Source organism: Gordonia hydrophobica NBRC 16057 (assembly GCF_001592365.1).
Taxonomy (GTDB): domain Bacteria; phylum Actinomycetota; class Actinomycetes; order Mycobacteriales; family Mycobacteriaceae; genus Gordonia; species Gordonia hydrophobica.
The window spans coordinates 238496-255734 of record NZ_BCWU01000002.1 but is presented as its reverse complement, the minus strand read 5'-3'; the positions used below and the strand labels follow the sequence as shown (position 1 = coordinate 255734).

Here is a 17239-nt window from a genome sequence, read left to right as displayed (position 1 = left end):
CTAACCTCATTCTCCTTGTCTTCTCACAGGAGGTCCCCATGCGTTTGCGCGCACGTCTGGTCGCGGTGGTCGTTGCGGCGGTCGCCGTGGTCGGACTCGCCGGCTGCGGCTCCGACAGTTCCGACGAGTCGGGCGACGCGCTGCGCGTCGCGTCGATCGGGTTCGGCGACGTCGACACGCTGCTGAGTCTCGGCATCCAACCGGTCGCCGTCGCACCGTGGTCGAAGAATGCGACCGAGGTGGTCGGCGAATGGGCTAAACCGCTGCTGACCAGCACGCCGACGCTGATTCAAGACAGCGGGTCCGAGATGTCGAGTGAGGCGATCGAGAAGATCGCCGCCGCGCGGCCGGACGTGATCGTCGCGGTCAACACCGGCTACGACGACGCCACCTACGCCAAGCTCGAGGAGATCGCACGGGTGGTCCGTCGCCCCGCAGGCTTCGAGGCGTGGGGCGTGCCGTGGCGAGAGCAGGTGAAGGCGATCGCCGCCGGCGTCGACAAGGCGTCCGAGGGCGACGAACTCATCGCCAAGACCGAAGCGACGCTGAAGCAGGTGGCGGTCGACCGTCCCGACCTCGCCAAGCACACCGGGGTCGTGGTGCTGCCGAAATCCGACGGTGCGCTGTACGCGTACGCGCTCAGCGACGGCCGTGGGCAGACCATGCAGGAACTCGGCATCCCGCCGCTGCCCCGCGTCGAAGAGCTCGCAGGCAAGGCCTTCTACACCGAGGTGTCCGCGGAGAACCTCGCGATCCTCGGCGACGTCGACATGATGGTGTACCTGGACTACGACGTCGACGTCGCCAACGACGCCCCCTTCCGCGCGCTCAACGTGACCCGCGAGAACCACGTCGTCACGGTCGGCCAGAGCCTGGGGCAGGCCATGTCGATGCCGAACCCGGTGACCCTCGCGTGGGTCGCCGAGAAGCTGGTTCCGCAGTTGCCGACGTTCTGATCCGCTCGCGATTGATGCCGGTGGCGGTCGGGCTCAGGCGCGCCGTGTCGAAGCCTGCGACGTCGCGGCGGTCTCGATAACCGCGTGCTCGCTCCGCTCGCAGGCGGGACTCGACCAGCGTGGGGAGCGGTCGCAGGCGGGACTCGACCAGCGTGGGGAGCGGTCGCAGGCGGGACTCGACCAGCGTGGGGAGCGGTCGCAGGCGGGACTCGACCAGCGTGGGGAGCGGTCGCAGGCGGGACTCGACCAGCGTGGGGAGCGGTCGCAGGCGGGACTCGACCAGCGTGGGGAGCGGTCGCAGGTGGGACTCGACCAGCGTGGGGAGCGGTCGCAGGCGGGACTCGACCAGCGTGGGGAGCGCTCGCAGGTGGGACTCGACCAGCGTGGGGAGCGCTCGCAGGTGGAACTCGACCAGCGTGGGAAGTCGACTATCCTGGGCGACGTGCTGCTTTCCGACCGTGATATTCGTGCCGAGATCGACGCTGGACGTCTCGGTATCGACCCGTTCGACCCGGGGCTGGTCCAACCGTCGAGCGTCGACGTGCGCCTGGACTCGCTGTTCCGGGTCTTCAACAACACCAAGTACACCCACATCGATCCGGCGCAGCGGCAGGACGAGTTGACGACGCTCGTCGAGCCCGCCGACGGGGAGCCGTTCGTGCTCCACCCCGGCGAATTCGTCCTCGGTTCCACGCGCGAGGTCTGCTCGCTGCCCGACGACCTCGCCGGCCGCCTGGAGGGCAAGTCGTCGCTCGGCCGCCTCGGGCTCCTGACGCACTCCACCGCGGGCTTCATCGATCCGGGCTTCTCCGGCCACATCACCCTCGAACTCTCCAATGTCGCCAACCTGCCGATCACGCTGTGGCCGGGTATGAAGATCGGCCAGTTGTGCCTGTTCCGTCTGTCGAGTCCGGCGGAGAGCCCGTACGGCAGTGCGGCCGTCGGCTCCAAGTACCAGGGCCAGCGCGGTCCGACGCCGTCGAAAGCCTATCTGAACTTCGCGAAGTAGCGGACAGCAGAGAAGCGGCGCAGCCAGGGGAGGAGGTCGTCGTGACGAGTCCATTCAGTTCGCAGCCGTCGTGGCTGCGCGATTTCGACCTGCCCGACGATCCGAGCGGTGCGATCATCGCCCTCGACTTCGGCGACACCGGACTGTGGGCGGGCCGCGTGGTCGCCGGGGTGACGGTGCGGTCGACGACCGAATCCCGCATCCGGCCGGAGGTCCTGGACGCACGCATCGCCGCCTACCTGCGGGACACCGGATCAGTGGAGGCCGCGTCGCCGGACGCGTTCGGAGAGCTGGTGGCGGTGGTGGCTCGGGGGCGGCGCGCCCTCGTCGACCACGACAGCTCGCTGACCATGGGTTTCGAACTGCTGCGACTGGTCCGCCTGAGCCTCGACGAGGTCATCGAGGCCACTGTCCCCGAAGCCAACCGTGCGCACGGCATGGTGGTGGAGTTGGCCGGTCCCGAGCCCGTCGACGCGATCCTGCTGGGACCGGGGCACGACGCCTGGCCCGGTCTGTGGGAGGCGCTGACCGAACGCGGCTTCTCCGTCCTGCTTCCGGGCGATCCGTTCCCGGCGACGTTCGGCGGCGACGACCGCCCGACCGATCTGCTCGCACCGGTGGCGGCACCGCCCGAGATCCGCGCGTGGGAGGGCACCGGAGACAATCCCGCGCTCGTCGACCCTGCCGACTACGGGCTCGATCGGTTCGGCAATCCGCTCGACGTCGGGCACGACGTCCCGATCGGCGATGCCCCGGCCGAACCCGCGGAACCGCCGACCCCGCAGGGCCTGCGCGGCCGAGTGGTGGCGCTGGGCATCGTGATCATGTTGGGCATCGGGGGCGGCGGCGTCGCACTGGCGATGAACGCGCACGAAAGCAGTGGACCCGAGCGGGATGCGGCGACGACCAGCACGTCGACGCCGTCACCCACCTCGTCGGGACCGGAACCGGAACACGTGGACGGGATGGTGAATCCGGCCGATCTGGAGGCCGCGCGAGCGCCGATGTCGTCGTACAGCACACCACCGCCACCACCACCGCCGCCGCCGTCGACCACGACGGAGCGGCCGACCGAGGCGAAGCCGGGGCCCCAACCGCCCGCACCGACCCGAGCCAAACGGCGCACGATTCCGAACCCGATCCCGGGTCTGCCGCCGATCGTGATCGGCTGAGCGCCTACTCAGACGCGATGCGCTGCTCTCGACGGCTCTGCGCGACGTTCAGGTAGTCGTCGAGCTGGCGCGCGAGTTCGCGGTCGAGCGCCCGATACAGCGTGTTGTGGGCGGCGATGCGGCCGGTGGTGCGCAGTTCGTTGATGAACGTCGACGCCCAGTCCGACTCGGCGCCCTTCTCCGGGATCCAGCCGTCGAACCGGCCCTCGGTGACTGCACGACGGCCGGCGCTCACCAGGGTCCGCGCGGCACGGCCCATGTCCTCGTCGAGCTGGCGCTGCAACCCGAGGATGTAGGGGAGCGGCACGCCGATCTGCATCAGCCGCTGATAGGCCTCGATGGTCTCGACGTCTTTGATCTCGTACTGCGCGGGGCTCTCGTCGTCGCCGATCGGTTCGATGAGTCCGAACTCCTCCAGCATTCCGAGCAACTGCGGATCGCTGGTGTTCAGGCGGTCGAAGAGGGCGTCCGCGGACACCGTCTCCGTCGCGGTCTGCGACCACGGGCGTGACACGGCCTCGCGCAGTCCGAGCGATTCGGCGATGTCGTCGCCGGTCTGGACGCGGGTGAAGAACTCACCGATGTGCGTCATCGTGAAACCGCGCGCCAGCAGGTCGTTGATGACCCGGAGCTTCGCCAGATGCTCGTCACCGTAGATCGCGATCCGACCGCGCCGCACCGGCCGCGGAATCAAGCCGCGATCCTGGTAACCCCGCACATTGCGCGTCGTGGTTCCCGCGGCACGCGCCAGATCGTCGATTCGGTACTCGGTCATGACCAGCATTGTCCCAAATCGCGGCACGCCCGCGGGGCGGCGCTCACATGTCGACGGTCAGCGACTCCGAATCGCACCGCGAGATGCAGGGCAGGAACCAGCCCTCGTCGCGCTCCGGCTCGGTGAGCAACGAATCACGATGATCGACGTCGCCCGCGGTGGTCCGCATGCGACAGGTTCCGCAGAAACCCTGCTGGCAGGAGTACGGGACGGCCGGATCGACGCGCCGCAACGCCGTGAGCACCGACTCGTCGGCGGCGACCGTCTCGCGGTGGCCGGTCGACGCGATCTCCACGGTGAACTCGGTGCCGTCGAGGATCGGCGGCGGCGAGAAGCGCTCGAAATGCAACTCGATGTCGTCGCGGTCGGCCAGGTGGACGCGCAATGCCTCGAGCATCGGCACCGGACCGCAGCAGTACACCGACAGCGCGGCGTCGGCGTCGGGCGTCGGACCCACCAGATCGGCCATGCTCGGCAGTCCGTCCACATCGTCGGTGCGCACCGTGACCTTGTCGCCGTAGCGGGCCAACTCGTCGATGAACGGAATGGAGTCCGCCGTCCGTCCGCAATAGACCATGGTCCAGTCCAGGCCGTACCGGTCGACCATCGCCAGCATCGGCAGGATCGGGGTGATGCCGATGCCCGCGGCGATGAAGCGCAGTCGGCGCGACGACGACCCGAAGCCGGGCAGCACCATCGGGAACGCGTTGCGCGGTCCCTTGATCTGGATCGAGTCCCCGACGCGGAGCGTGTCGTGCACCTCGATCGATCCGCCGCCGCCGTCCGGGATGCGGCGCACCGCGATCCGGTAGGTCCGCCGATCGCCGGGGTCGCCGCACAGCGAGTACTCGCGCATCCGGCCGGAGGGAAGCATCAGGTCCAGGTGAGCGCCCGGATGCCACTCGGGGAGGATCGAGTGGTCCGGGGCGGCGAAGGTCAGCGCGATCACGTTCTCGTCGACCGCGACCACCTCGCGGTCGACGATGTCGAGCGTCAGGATGCCGTCGTCGGCGGAACGGTCGTGCAAGGGCGCCAGCGGCCGCCAGATCGGAAACCAGTACTTGCCGATGCCGGTCAGCAGACGCATCAGCGGGTCGCGTCGATAGCGTCCGTACAGGTGCGGCGGCTCGGTGGAGAGGTCGGTCAGGTGACGGGACGACTCGCTGGTCATGATGGTCACGCCGCTCGTCGTGCCCCGGGAGACGACGCCAAGAAGGCCACGGCCTGGGCGGTGTCGCCGATGTCGGTCGGCGCGAATCCGGGCTTGAAGTAGGCGATCGTCGCGACGGCGAGTTTCGAGATCTTCGGGAAGACGCCGATCCGCGAATCACGGAAGTAGCTGCCGAGGTAGAGCTTGCCCTTGGCGGGGATGCTCTGGTCGGCGATCGACGGGTCCTGGCTGTTGATGAAGCGGAAACCGCGGGCCAGCAGCCAGACCAGGAACGGGAGCGCCAGACTCATCGCGCGGGCGCGGCGGAGCGGGCTGTCGGCGAAGTACGAGGCGGCGTCGTGCGCCACCGCGCGGTGCTCCACCTCTTCGGCGCCGTGCCAGGTGAACATGTCGGCCATGTTCGGATCGGCGCCGTTCTCGGTCCACGTGCAGTTGAGTGCGAAGTCGCCGAGGAGCGCCGTGTAGTGCTCGATCGCCGCGATCAACCACAGGCGTTCGATCAAGTGCTTCTGCTTGTTCTCGGGCGTGCCGTCGCGGGGGCCGAGGACCTTGTGGAAGATCCACTCCATCTGTTTCAGGTAGCCGGTCGGATCGATCCCGTGACCGCGCAGCCAACTCTCGACGGCGCGGTCGTGGACCTCCGCGTGCATCGCCTCCTGGCCGACGAAGCCGCGCATGTCCGCGGCGAGTGCCTCGTCCTTGATCAGCGGCAGCGCCTCGTTGAAGGTCTCGACGAACCAGCGCTCGCCCTCGGGGAGCAGCAGGTTCAGCACCGTGATCATGTTCGACGACATGGGGTGATTCGGGATCCAGTGCAGCGGAGCGTTCGTCAAGTCGAAGGCGACGTTCCGGGCGTGGAGTTCGACCTTGCCGGGGTCGGTCTCGACGGTCGAGCGAGTTGCTTCAGTAGTCATGTCTATCCTCCGGTGTACTCGTATTGTCGGTTCGTCGTGCTCAGTCGGCAAGCTTGTGGCGGGCGCCGATGCGCGACGCCCAGGGGAAGAAGCGGTAGACGCGGTAGCCGACCTCGGCCTCCGGCGTCACCGGAACGACGGCCTTGTTCTTCCGGATGGCGGCGACGATGTCGGCGGCCACACGATCGGGCGTGAAGTTGCGCTTGGCGTAGAAGCCGTCGACCTTCTCACGGGTCGCGTCCTCGTCGGCGGCGCCGGCGAACTGCGCGTTCGACGTGATGTTGGTGTGGACGATGCCGGGGCAGATCGCGGTGACGCCGATCTTGTGCTCGGCCAGTTCGGCGCGCAGCGACTCGGAGAACATCAGGACGCCCGCCTTGCTCGACGAGTACAGCCCCAGGTCGCGGGACGGGGTGAAGGCCGCCGCCGATGCCAGGTTCACGATGTGGCCGCCCGCGCCGCGCTCGACCATCTGACGACCGAAGGCGCGGCTGCCGCTGATGACGCCGCGGAGGTTGATGTCGAACAGTCGGTCCACCTGCTCGTCGGTCGCGGCCAGCGCCGAACCCGCCAGCGCGATGCCCGCGTTGTTCACGACGATGTCGGCGACGCCGTGTAGGTTGCGGACCTGGTCGGCGAACTCGGTCACGGCCCCGGTGTTCGAGACGTCGAGTCGATACGCCGTCGCGAGGACGCCCTTGCCCTTGCAGTCGGTGGCGGTCGCCTCTGCGGCGGCGAGGTCGATGTCGGCCAGGACCACCTCCGCCCCGAGGTCGGCCAGTGCGTAGGCGGTCTCGCGGCCGATGCCGCTGCCCGCACCGGTCACGACGGCGAGTTTGCCGATCAGGTCGCCCGCGGGGCCGGTGACATGCGCGCGGTCGATGGTGTTCGGTGTGCCCGACGCGCCGTTCTCGATGGCATCGATGAACTCGATGGCGGTCGTGGCGAGGTAGTCGGGGTTGGTGTACGGCAGCCAGTGGCCCGTCGTCGTGCGCTTGCGCCACAGATTCGCAGCGTGCGTGTGGGTGCGCTCGTAGATGGCCGGCCGCAGCGCGATGTCGTGGTCGTTGACGATCTCGAGGACCGGGACGCGCGTCGGACGGGGTTTCGGGCTCGCCAGCTTGCCGCGGATGTTCGCGCGATACAGCTTGAGACCGTTGATCATGTCGTCGCGCAGCGTGGGCCCGAACGTCGCGTTCTCCCGCGGGGTGCCCTCGATGAAGTGGAGGAACTCGGTCCACACCTTGTCGGAGCCGAACGCGCGGAAGAAGGCGTCGGAGGCGACCGGAACCTGGAAGAACGCGGTGTACGCCGACGAGGCGACCTGCGACAGCGCCTGGGCGATGTTGCTCGGCGTCGGGTTGGCGAGCTTGCCTCGCGCCCATTCGCCGAGGAAATCGAGATTGGGACCGGAGACCGAGGTGAACGACGCGATCGCGTCGTCAGCGCCCTCGGTGGTGACGGTCTCCCACGCCTGCACCGAGCCCCAGTCGTGGGCGACGATGTGCGTCTTCCCTGCGGAATTCACGGCGCGTGCGACGGCGAACATGTCCGCCGCCAGCGTGTCCAGGCGGTAGGCGGCGACCTGCGCGGGGCGATCACTCTCCCCGAAGCCGCGGGTGTCGTAGGCGTAGACCCGATAGTGCTCGGCCAACTGCGGGGCCACCAGATCCCACAGGTGATGGCTGTCGGGCCATCCGTGGACCAGCAGCACGACCGGCTTGCCGGGTGTGGTCTCACCCGGCAAGCCGTACGAGAACGCGGCGAGCTCGACGCCGTCGCCCCTGACGTTGAAGCGATGCCAATCGGCCATTTCCGTCTCCCATCCAATGCGGTTGAGTAGACGTTACCACTAGTAACAAATAACTGCTAGCAGTTGTTAGCACTTGTTGGCGGGGTCGAATGTTCTCGATTCGCGCAGGTCGACGGGGTGTTCTCGGTTGTTCGACTACTACTGTCGGTAGGAGGAAAGGAAGTTTCCGATGCGTTCGATCGCCTCGGCGAGGTCCTGTGCCCACGGCAGTGTCACGATGCGGAAGTGATTGGTGTCGGGGAGGTTGAAGCCCGATCCCTGCACCACCAGAATCTTCTCCTGCAGGAGCAGATCCTGGACGAACCGCTCGTCGTCGTGGATCTGGTACACCTCCGGATCCAGCCGTGGGAAGGCGTACAGCGCACCCATCGGCTTCACACAGGAGACGCCTGGGATCTCGTTGAGCTTGTTCCACGTGACGTTCCGCTGCTCGTAGAGGCGGCCGCCCGGCATGGTCAGCGCGTCGATGCTCTGATAGCCGCCGAGCGCCACCTGGATCGCGTGCTGCGCCGGAACATTGGCGCACAGACGTGTGGAGGCGAGGATCGTCATGCCCTCGATGAAGCCCTTCGCGTGGTCCTTGGGGCCGGTGCGGACCACCCAGCCCGCGCGGTAACCGCACACACGGTAGGCCTTCGACAGGCCGTTGAACGTCAACACCAGCAGATCGGGAGCCAGCGTCGCGATGCTGATGTGCTCGGCGTCGTCGTACAGGATCTTGTCGTAGATCTCGTCGGCCAGGATCAGCAGCGAGTGCCTGCGGGCCACGTCGACCATCTTCTCCAGCACCTCGCGCGAGTAGACCGCGCCGGTCGGGTTGTTCGGGTTGATCACCACGAGCGCCTTGGTGCGCTCGGTGATCTTGGACTCGATGTCCTCGATGCTCGGATTCCAGCCGTTGTCCTCGTCGCACTGGTAGTGCACCGCATTGCCGCCGGACAACGCGGTCATCGCCGTCCACAGCGGGTAGTCCGGGGCGGGAATGAGGACCTCGTCGCCGTTGTTGAGCAGCGCCTGCATCGTCATGGTGATCAGCTCGGAGACACCGTTGCCGAGGAGCACGTCGTCGACGTCGAAATACGGGAAGTCGGGGACCGTCTCGTACCGGGTGACCACGGCGCGGCGTGCCGAGAGCACGCCCGCAGACTCCGAGTAGCCCTGCGAGAAGGGCAGCGCGTGAATCATGTCCCGCATGATCACGTCGGGCGCCTCGAAGCCGAAGAGCGCCGGGTTGCCGATATTGAGCTTCATGATCCGGTGTCCCTCAGACTCCAGACGCGCGGCGTGCTCGTGCACCGGGCCGCGGATCTCGTAGCAGACGTTCTGCAGCTTCTCGGACTGCTCCAGCGGGCGCAGCTTGGTGATGGGATGCGAAACACGAGGGCGACTCATGAGTACATTCTGTCAGCCGCCCGCCGCCTCGGCGCACCGCGTGGTGTTTCTGCGGCAAGCTGGGGTCGTGAAAGCTGCGCAGCTGACGGTCGTCTCCTTCAACGTCAACGGAATCCGTGCCGCCCGGCGGCGGGGATTCGACGAGTGGCTGCAGCGTCGCGGGGCCGACGTGATCGGCCTGCAGGAACTCCGCTGCCCGGCCGACCTGGTGGGCGACTTTCCCGGGTACACCGCGTCGTTCGACGTCGGTTCGATTCCCGGACGCAACGGGGTGGCGCTTCTGACGCGGCTGCCGCCCGCCGCGGTGCGTACGTGGGTGACCCATCCGCCCAAGGCACGCGGACTGGGGGAGTACGCCTCGCACGGGCGGTATGTGGAGGTGGACCTGGCCGACCAGCCGGTGACCGTCGCGTGCCTGTACCTGCCGAAGGGCGGCCTGCCCGCCGAACTGCAGCGGCCGGGCTCCATGCGGGAGAAGCCGGACGGTGGAGCCAAGTATCGCCGCAAAATGGCGTTCCTCGACGGCTTCGCCCGTGAACTCGAGCGCAATCGGCTGGCCGCGAGACGTGCCGGGCGCGAGTTCCTGCTCGTCGGCGACCTCAACATCGCGCACCTGGAGCACGACGTCACCAACTGGCGCGCCGCGCGGAGGATGGAGGGATTCCTTCCCGAGGAGCGGGAGTGGTTCTCCGCCCGGCTCTCGCCGCGGAAACTGATCGATGTGGTTCGCACGCTGCACGGCGACCGCCCCGGTCCGCTGACCTGGTGGAGTTGGGCGGGCGCCTCGTTCGCCAAGGATGTCGGCTGGCGGATCGATCACCACTTGGCCACCCCCGCCCTCGCCGCCCGCGCGCGCTGGGTGGAGGTCGACAAGGAGGCGTCGCCGGACCAGCGAGTCTCCGATCACGCTGCGGTGGTGGTCGGGTACGAACGGATGCCGTAGCGACGGGACAACGTTGGCGACATGGACGACCTCGACGGGTGTCCATGTCGCCGAAGTTCGGCGTGTCGTGGAACCGTGGCGCGGTGCGCTGCGTCTAATCGAGGTGAGAAGCGACAGAGACGATATCCATCGGCCTGAATTGGCCGTCGCCAGACACTTCGCCGAGCATGACGGGGTGATCACCGCGGATCGAGCGCACGCGCTCGGCGTGACCAGCAGACAGATCCAGCGCCGCCTGGATGCGGGGCTCTGGACCGCTGAGGCGATGGGGGTGTACCTCTCCGCCGAGCACTGCCTCTCGGATGCCGCGCAGGTCCGGATCGCGGTGGCCGCCCAGGGCGGGATCGCCGACCGGACCACGGCCGCGTGGTGGCACGGACTGATCCCGGAGCTGCCGTCTCCCCTCACGGTGTCCGTGCCGCGTTCCAAGCGCGGCGCGCGCTGCGGCTTCCGCGTCGAGACCAAGCGGCGGACCTTTCCGGCCGAGGACGTCGAGGTGGTGCGGGGACTGCCCGTGACCAGGCTCCCGCTCACCGTGCTGGCGGCGGCCGCCGAACTCGACGACGGGATCGCCGTGATGGATCGTGCCCTGCAGCGCAAGCAGGTGGATCTCATCGATCTGCGGCGCAGCCTCGAACGCAACAGCGGTGCGCACGGCATGCGGCGCGCCCGCTGGTTGTTGACCGCGGCCGAGGACGAATCGGAGTCGGTCGCCGAGCGGTTGTTCGTCTCGCTGCTGCGTGAGCGTGGAATCACCGGCTGGACCCAGCAGGTACCGTTTTGCGACTACCGACTCGACTTCGCGTGGACCCAGGAGCAGATCGGCGTCGAGATCCACGGCTGGAACTTCCACCACGACCATCACGAGTGGGAACGAGACCAGCGGAAGACCAACCAGCTGGTCAGGATGGGCTGGTTGCCGCTCATCTTCACGTGGGCGCGGCTCACGATGGAACCGGACGCCTGCATGGCAGAACTCGCGGAAGCGATTCTGCTGCGGCAATCGGTCTGAGAAGACCCAGAGAAACACGTTGGCGACATCGACAACCTCAGAGGTTGTCGATGTCGCCAACGATGTCGGGCGAAGCCGGTACTACTTCTTGCCCGGCCGCTTCTTGCCTGCAGCGAGGCCGAAGCCCTTAGCCTTGGAGGCGCCGGTCTCCGCGATGGTGCGGCTGTCGTCTCCGGCGGGAGCCGCAGGAGCGGTCGTCTCGGCCGGGGCCGCCTCCTCGGCGGGAGCCGGTTCGGCGGCAGCCTCGTCAACGGGAGCACTCTCGACCGGTGCCTCCGGTGCTGCTGCGGCGGGAGCTGCTGCAGCGGGCTTCGGTGCGCCGGGCCTCTTGGCGCCGGGCTTCTTGATGCCGCCCGCCATGCCGAAGCCCTTGGCCTTGCCTTCGGTGCCCTCGGTGACGGCAGCAGTGGGAGCGTCGGCGGCCGGGGCAGCCTCCTCGACGGGAGCGGCCTCGGTCGGTGCCTCCGGTGCTGCTGCGGCGGGTGCTGCTGCAGCGGGCTTGGGTGCGCCTGGCTTCTTGGCGCCGGGCTTCTTGATGCCGCCTGCCATGCCGAAGCCCTTGGCCTTGCCTTCGGTGCCCTCGGTCACGGCAGCGGGAGCATCGGCAGTGGGAGCATCGGCGGCCGGAGCCGCGTCGCCTGCCGGCGCTGCCTCGGCAGCAGGAGCCGCGGCCGCAGCGGGCTTGGGAGCGCCTGGCTTCTTGGCACCCGGCTTCTTCAAGCCGCCCGCCATGCCGAAGCCCTTGGCCTTGCCCTCGGTCGCCTGCGTAGCCGCAGTTTCTGCGGTCGCAGATTCCGTGGTCGCCGCCTCCGCCGGGGCCGAGGCAGGTGCTGCCGCGCCGCCCGGCTTGGGTGCGCCGCCCGGCTTCTTGAGCCCGCCGGGCTTCTTGAGTCCGCCGCCCATGGCGAGTCCCTTGACCGGTGCCGCCTCGGCTGCGGGAGCGGCCTCCGCTGCAGGTGCCGCGCCACCTGGCTTGGGTGCGCCGCCCGGCTTCTTGAGTCCACCGGGCTTCTTCAGGCCGCCGCTCTTGGGTGCCAGACCCACCGCGGGCTTGGCCTCGGCCGGTGCCGCGGCAGCAGCCGCGGGCGCCGGAGCAGTCTTGACCGGCTCGGGTTCCGGAGTAGGAGCGAGCTCCGACTGGATTGGGCCCAGGAACTGGCCTCCGCGTTCAACCTGCTGGCGACCGCGGAGCACGCCCTCGAGCATGATCTGCGCGACGTCGACGACCTCGACCTGGCCCTCGTCCTCGGTGTTCGCGGTCTGCGCGGTGACGCCGTCGGTCAGCATCACGCGGCAGAACGGGCAGCCGGTGGCGATCTTGCGGACCGCCTTGCTGCCGTCGGCGTTCTTCGGCCGCTCGTTCAGCGTGTTCAGCGCTTCGTCGACGCGATCGACGTTGATGCGCTTGCCGATCTGCTCTTCCATCCACATGCGGGCACCGCCGGCGCCACAGCACATGGAGCGCTCGCCGTGGCGAGGCATCTCGGTGAGGGTGGATCCGGACGACTCGATCAGCTCGCGGGGAGCGTCGTAGACCTTGTTGTGGCGTCCCAGGTAGCAGGGATCGTGGTAGGTGATCTGCTCACCGGCCGGCGCGGCGACGGGAACCAACCGCTTCTCGCGGACCAGTCGGTTCAGCAGCTGCGTGTGGTGGATGACCTCGTACTCGCCGCCGACCTGCCGGTACTCGTTGCCGATCGCGTTGAAGCAGTGCGCACAGGTGACGACGATCTTCTTACGCTGTTGCGGTGCGGTCGCGAAGACCTCGTTGAAGGTCTCGATGTTCTGCTGCGCCAGCATCTGGAACAGGAACTCGTTGCCTGCGCGGCGAGCGGAGTCGCCGGTGCAGGTCTCGCCCTGGCCGAGGACCATGAAGTCCACCGCGGCGATGTCGAGCAGCTCGGCGACTGCCTTCGTGGTCTTCTTGGCGCGGTCCTCATAAGCGCCGGCACAGCCGACCCAGAAGAGGTACTCGTAGCCTTCGAACGATTCCACGTCCTGGCCGTAGACCGGGATGTCGAAGTCCATCTCGTCGATCCAGGCGGTGCGCTGCGAGGCGTTCTGGCCCCACGGGTTGCCCTTGTTCTCGAGATTCTTGAACATGCCTGCGAGCTCGGACGGGAAATCCGACTCGATCAGCACCTGGTAGCGACGCATATCGATGAAGTGGTCGACGTGCTCGATATCGACCGGGCACTGCTCCACGCAGGCGCCGCACATGGTGCAGCTCCAGAGCGCTTCGGCGTCGATCACGGCGCCCGTGGTGCCCTCGGACTCGCCGACCAGCTTGCGCTCGGCCTCCAGGCGCGCGGCCTCGGGGACCTTGGCGAGCTGCGCCTCGTCGACATTGCCGTCGGCGTCGACGATGCCGATCTCGTTGCCTTCCAGATCCTTCTTGCCGCCCGCGAACAGGTACGGCGCCTTGGCCTGACCGTGGTCGCGCAGCGACATCATCATCAGCTTCGGCGACAGCGGCTTGCCGGTGTTCCACGCGGGGCACTGGCTCTGGCAGCGACCGCACTCGGTGCACGTCGTGAAGTCCAGCCAGCCCTTCCAACTGAAGTCCTCGATCTTGCCTGCGCCGAACGCGTCGACGTCGGGGTCGGCGGTCTCCATGTCCAGGACCTTGCCCTGGCTCATCATCGGCTTGGCGGCACCGAGGGCGACGCCGCCGTCGGACTCACGCTTGAAGAGGATGTTGGGGAACGCGGCGAAGCGGTGCCAGGCCACGCCCCAGTCGATGTTGAGGCCGACCACGGCGAGCCAGATCATGCCGCTCATCAGCTTGATGACGGCGGCGGCGGTGACCCAGTAGATGGAGATGCCGTCGAAGAGCTGGGCGAAGTAGTGCGTGAAGAACGACGTCCAGACGGGCGGATTCTCCAGGTCGGAGGCGATCTTGAAGGTCTTCACGAAGATCATGCCGAGGCCCTCGATCAGCACGACCGCCTCGACGAAGTACGCCGCGCCGAACCGTGAGCCGGAGAAGCGCGAGAGTTTCGCGGGCACGCGCGGGTGGTTGAGCTGTCGGAGGAGGATCAGCACCGAGATGCCGATGACGGTGCCGAGTCCGAGAACCTCGTCGGCGAAGATGTAGATGTTCCACGCGCCGATCACGGGCCAGTGGAACTCCGGGTTGAAGATCTGTCCGTAGGCTTCGAACCAGAAGATCGCGCCGATCAGGAAGCCGAACATCACCAGCCAGTGCGCCCAGCCGACGGTCCGGAACTTGTTCATCCGGGTGTGGGCGGCGAACTCCTTGAGCATCGTCCACAGGCGTTTGAGCGGATAGGCGAATCGCTCGGACTCGACCTTCTGCCCCTGGGCGATCGAGCGCACCATCGTGAACACGCCACGCAGGAACAGCGCCCAACACACGAGGCTGATCAGCGCGGCGATGGCTCCGATCGCGACGGTAGTCGTATTCACTGGAAGTACCGGCCTTTCTTTCCAGGTCGTACCGAAGACGTGCCGAGTACGTCAGACCGCTGCACTCCGCCGTCACCTATATTCCTGGTAACCGTAAAGGGTCAACCCTGCTCAGCGCTGCCAAGGTTTACCTAACCTCGTGAGCGCATCCCGTGCTACAGCCCAGGTTCCAGCCAATGTTACTCATGAGTAATAAGCAGGTCCAGTCGTTGCCTTCGAATGTGGCGGCGTCGCCGTGCGGCGCTGTGCGGGATCCGAGTGCTGAGTGTTATGTGGCCGGATTCACCGATTCGCAGTGATGGTCATCACTCTCATTTACCGTGGGTGCCAGTGGGACATGAGAAGTGGGGAGTACGACATGACCGCATGGAACCGCATTCGCCGAGCAGTGACTGACTTCTTCGCCACCGGCGCGACGGTCGCCCTCGCTACCAGTGGGCTGACTTAAGCGGGAGGCAGCGCCTCCACCTCGGCCAGCGCATTCTCCAAGTGCGTCAGGATCCGCTGCAGGCTGGGCAGCTGTGCCCGTGCGCCGATGATGCCGAACCCGGCCTTGCCCGCGACGGTGGTGACGGTGATGTTCATCGCCAGTCCCTCCATCGGAATCGAGACCGGATAGCAGCCGTCGAGCTTGGCGCCGTTCCAGTACAGCGGCTCGCTGGGGCCCGGGACGTTGGAGATCAGCAGGTTGAACCCGCGCGGGGTGTACTGCACGAATCCGGGCACCGAGGCGAAGGCCAGAGGCCAACCGAGAGCCGCGCCCAGTGCCAGCGCCTGCAGCGGCTTGAGCCCGCGGACCACCTTCTTGGCGCTGGCCGTGGACGCTTTGATCGCCGCCACGCGCTCGGCGGGTGAGGCCAGGTCGGTCGCCATTCGGACGGAGATCACGGTGACCGCATTGCCGTCGGCGTCGTCCTCGCTGTGCAGCGAGACCGGCATCGCGGCGATCAACGACTCGTCGGGGAGGTCGTCGTGCTCGTCGAGATAGCTGCGGAGGGCGCCCGCGCACATCGCGACGATCAGATCGTTCACGGTCATCTTCTGCGCACGCGCCGCAGCCTGCAGTCGCTCGATCGGCCAGTCCTGCGCAGCGAACCGACGCGCCGAGCCGATCGACTGGTTCAGCATGGTCGTCGGCGCCATCTGCAGCGGCGCCACGTAGTCCTTGTCCATGACGCCCGCGGTCGCGATCTTCGCGGCGGCGGGACCGAGGCCGACCACCTGGCCTGCGACGTCGACGATGGACCCCGCGGCGCCGGTGAGGGTTCCGAGCAGGCTCTTGTCGTTCTCCTTCGCCGACTGCCTTCGCTTGCGGCGGACCAGGTCCATGGACCAGGGCGCCGTCCCCGAACGATCCTCGGGGTCGGTGGAGAGCGCTCGCTGCAGCAGTCGGAGCGCGGACACACCGTCGACCACGGAGTGGTGGATCTTGGTGTACAGGGCCACCCGACCGTCCTGCAGTCCCTCGATGATGTGGGCCTCCCACATCGGGCGGCGCCGGTCGAGGAGTGCGCCGTGGTTCTGCGAGACGTACCGCAGCAGGTCTTTCACCTCGCCCGGGCGCGGCAGGATGATGTGCCGGATGTGGTAGTCGAAGTCGATCTCCTCATCCTGCGTCCACGCGGCGTAACCGGCCACCTGCGCGGGCGTCGCGGGGCGTTTGCGGAACATCGGAGCGATGTCGGTCGCCTCGTGGAACCGCTGCGAGATCTCATCGGCCAGATCGGCCGCGGTCTGTCCGTCTCGGGGGATGAACAACTGCAGTCCGCCGACGTGCATCGGTTGATCGCGCGTCTCGCCGATGAGGAACATCGACTCGGTGACCGGCATGTATTGCATGAGTTCCCCTAACGCTCCGGCGAGCACACGCGTCTCGCTTGCGCGCAATTGTGGCACGTCGCATTCCGCGCCCACGCGTGTGTGTCGAATCTAGTTGCGTGCGGGCCTGAGCGGATCGTCTACGTTGAGTCGGTGACTCGCCTCAGACCCGCTGTGCCGCCCCTGCGCGTCGCCGCACTCGCGGCGGTGATCGCGGTCGAGGTCATGGTCGCGGTCACGTCGTTGTGGATGGTGGTCGCAGCCCGCGGTCGCGTGATCGACGCCGCTGCGATCGCCGACGACGCTCCGCGCACGATGATCGTCCTCGGCGCCAAAGTGTCCGACGGTGAGCCCGGCGTCTATCTGCGCGCTCGGCTCGACGTCGCCGTCGACGCCTATCGGGCCGGTCACGTCACGCAGATCCTCGCCTCGGGCAACGACTCCGACGACGCGGGCAACGAGGTCCAGGTGATGCGCGCCTACCTCGAACAGCACGGCGTCCCCGCGCACGCGATTCATGACGACCGGCTCGGTCTCAACACCAACGCGACCTGTCGTCGTGCCGCCACCCTGGACGGGATCAGGTCGGCGACCATCGTGACGCAGAACTTCCACATCGCGCGGGCGGTGACCCTGTGCCGTGCGTGGGGCATCGACATCGTGGGCGTCATCGCGCCGTGCCAGGACTGCTCGGTGGTGAGTCTGGTACGCAATCAGCTTCGGGAGGCGCTCGGATCGCGGCCGCGGGCGGTGTTCGACGCGGTGCGTGCGCGGGGCGCATGAGTGCAGGTGGCGGTGTCATTCGGACGATAGATCGGGCGCGGGGCCAGACGTA

At 67.7% G+C, this 17239-nt stretch carries 13 protein-coding genes; 6 read left to right on the top strand and 7 right to left on the bottom strand.

Features of this window, described 5'->3' with window-relative positions; translation table 11 throughout:
- Nucleotides 1-38 precede the first annotated feature (38 nt).
- The 3 genes from GH2_RS04720 to GH2_RS04710 all read left to right on the top strand — a co-directional run bounded on the left by GH2_RS04720 (nt 39) and on the right by GH2_RS04710 (nt 3137).
- Complete coding sequence (locus GH2_RS04720; protein WP_066163709.1) at nt 39-956, top strand: ABC transporter substrate-binding protein; 918 nt, start codon at nt 39-41, stop codon at nt 954-956.
- A 442-nt stretch (nt 957-1398) separates the two neighbouring features.
- On the top strand, nt 1399-1965 hold the full coding sequence (gene dcd / locus GH2_RS04715) for a dCTP deaminase (RefSeq protein ID WP_066164300.1): 567 nt from the start codon (nt 1399-1401) through the stop codon (nt 1963-1965).
- A 41-nt stretch (nt 1966-2006) separates the two neighbouring features.
- Nucleotides 2007-3137: a hypothetical protein gene (locus GH2_RS04710; RefSeq protein WP_066163707.1), complete on the top strand. Its 1131-nt coding sequence runs from the start codon at nt 2007-2009 to the stop codon at nt 3135-3137.
- A 4-nt stretch (nt 3138-3141) separates the two neighbouring features.
- Here the strand turns inward: GH2_RS04710 and GH2_RS04705 are convergent, their stop codons facing one another.
- The 5 genes from GH2_RS04705 to GH2_RS04685 all read right to left on the bottom strand — a co-directional run bounded on the left by GH2_RS04705 (nt 3142) and on the right by GH2_RS04685 (nt 9202).
- Nucleotides 3142-3912, bottom strand: coding sequence for a MerR family transcriptional regulator (locus tag GH2_RS04705; protein WP_066164297.1), 771 nt, complete (start codon nt 3910-3912; stop codon nt 3142-3144).
- Between the two features lie 43 nt (nt 3913-3955).
- On the bottom strand, nt 3956-5083 hold the full coding sequence (locus tag GH2_RS04700) for a PDR/VanB family oxidoreductase (RefSeq protein ID WP_066164294.1): 1128 nt from the start codon (nt 5081-5083) through the stop codon (nt 3956-3958).
- 5 nt (nt 5084-5088) lie between these two features.
- Nucleotides 5089-5997 carry a metal-dependent hydrolase gene (locus tag GH2_RS04695; protein WP_066163705.1) on the bottom strand — a complete coding sequence of 303 codons (909 nt, stop codon included), beginning with the start codon at nt 5995-5997 and terminating at the stop codon, nt 5089-5091.
- Nucleotides 5998-6037: 40 nt separating this feature from the next.
- A complete protein-coding gene (locus GH2_RS04690) occupies nt 6038-7810 on the bottom strand; it encodes an SDR family oxidoreductase (RefSeq protein ID WP_066163703.1) in 1773 nt (590 codons plus the stop codon).
- Nucleotides 7811-7948: 138 nt separating this feature from the next.
- Nucleotides 7949-9202: a pyridoxal phosphate-dependent aminotransferase gene (locus tag GH2_RS04685; protein WP_066163702.1), complete on the bottom strand. Its 1254-nt coding sequence runs from the start codon at nt 9200-9202 to the stop codon at nt 7949-7951.
- A 67-nt stretch (nt 9203-9269) separates the two neighbouring features.
- On the opposite strand from GH2_RS04685, the gene GH2_RS04680 reads away from it, so the two are divergent.
- Both GH2_RS04680 and GH2_RS04675 read left to right on the top strand, forming a co-directional pair.
- Complete coding sequence (locus tag GH2_RS04680; RefSeq protein WP_066164292.1) at nt 9270-10145, top strand: exodeoxyribonuclease III; 876 nt, start codon at nt 9270-9272, stop codon at nt 10143-10145.
- A gap of 175 nt (nt 10146-10320) precedes the next feature.
- Nucleotides 10321-11157 (top strand): type IV toxin-antitoxin system AbiEi family antitoxin, encoded by an 837-nt coding sequence (locus tag GH2_RS04675; RefSeq protein ID WP_244885303.1) that lies wholly within the window; start codon nt 10321-10323, stop codon nt 11155-11157.
- Nucleotides 11158-11238: 81 nt separating this feature from the next.
- On the opposite strand, the gene GH2_RS04670 is transcribed toward GH2_RS04675, so the two are convergent.
- Both GH2_RS04670 and GH2_RS04665 read right to left on the bottom strand, forming a co-directional pair.
- The gene (locus GH2_RS04670; RefSeq protein WP_066163698.1) at nt 11239-14586 is read right to left on the bottom strand and encodes a (Fe-S)-binding protein; all 3348 of its coding nucleotides are present in this window, start codon (nt 14584-14586) and stop codon (nt 11239-11241) included.
- A gap of 444 nt (nt 14587-15030) precedes the next feature.
- Nucleotides 15031-16425 (bottom strand): WS/DGAT/MGAT family O-acyltransferase, encoded by a 1395-nt coding sequence (locus GH2_RS04665; RefSeq protein WP_066163696.1) that lies wholly within the window; start codon nt 16423-16425, stop codon nt 15031-15033.
- Between the two features lie 132 nt (nt 16426-16557).
- Between GH2_RS04665 and GH2_RS04660 the strand changes: the two genes are divergently transcribed.
- On the top strand, nt 16558-17187 hold the full coding sequence (locus tag GH2_RS04660) for a SanA/YdcF family protein (protein WP_066163694.1): 630 nt from the start codon (nt 16558-16560) through the stop codon (nt 17185-17187).
- Nucleotides 17188-17239 lie beyond the last annotated feature (52 nt).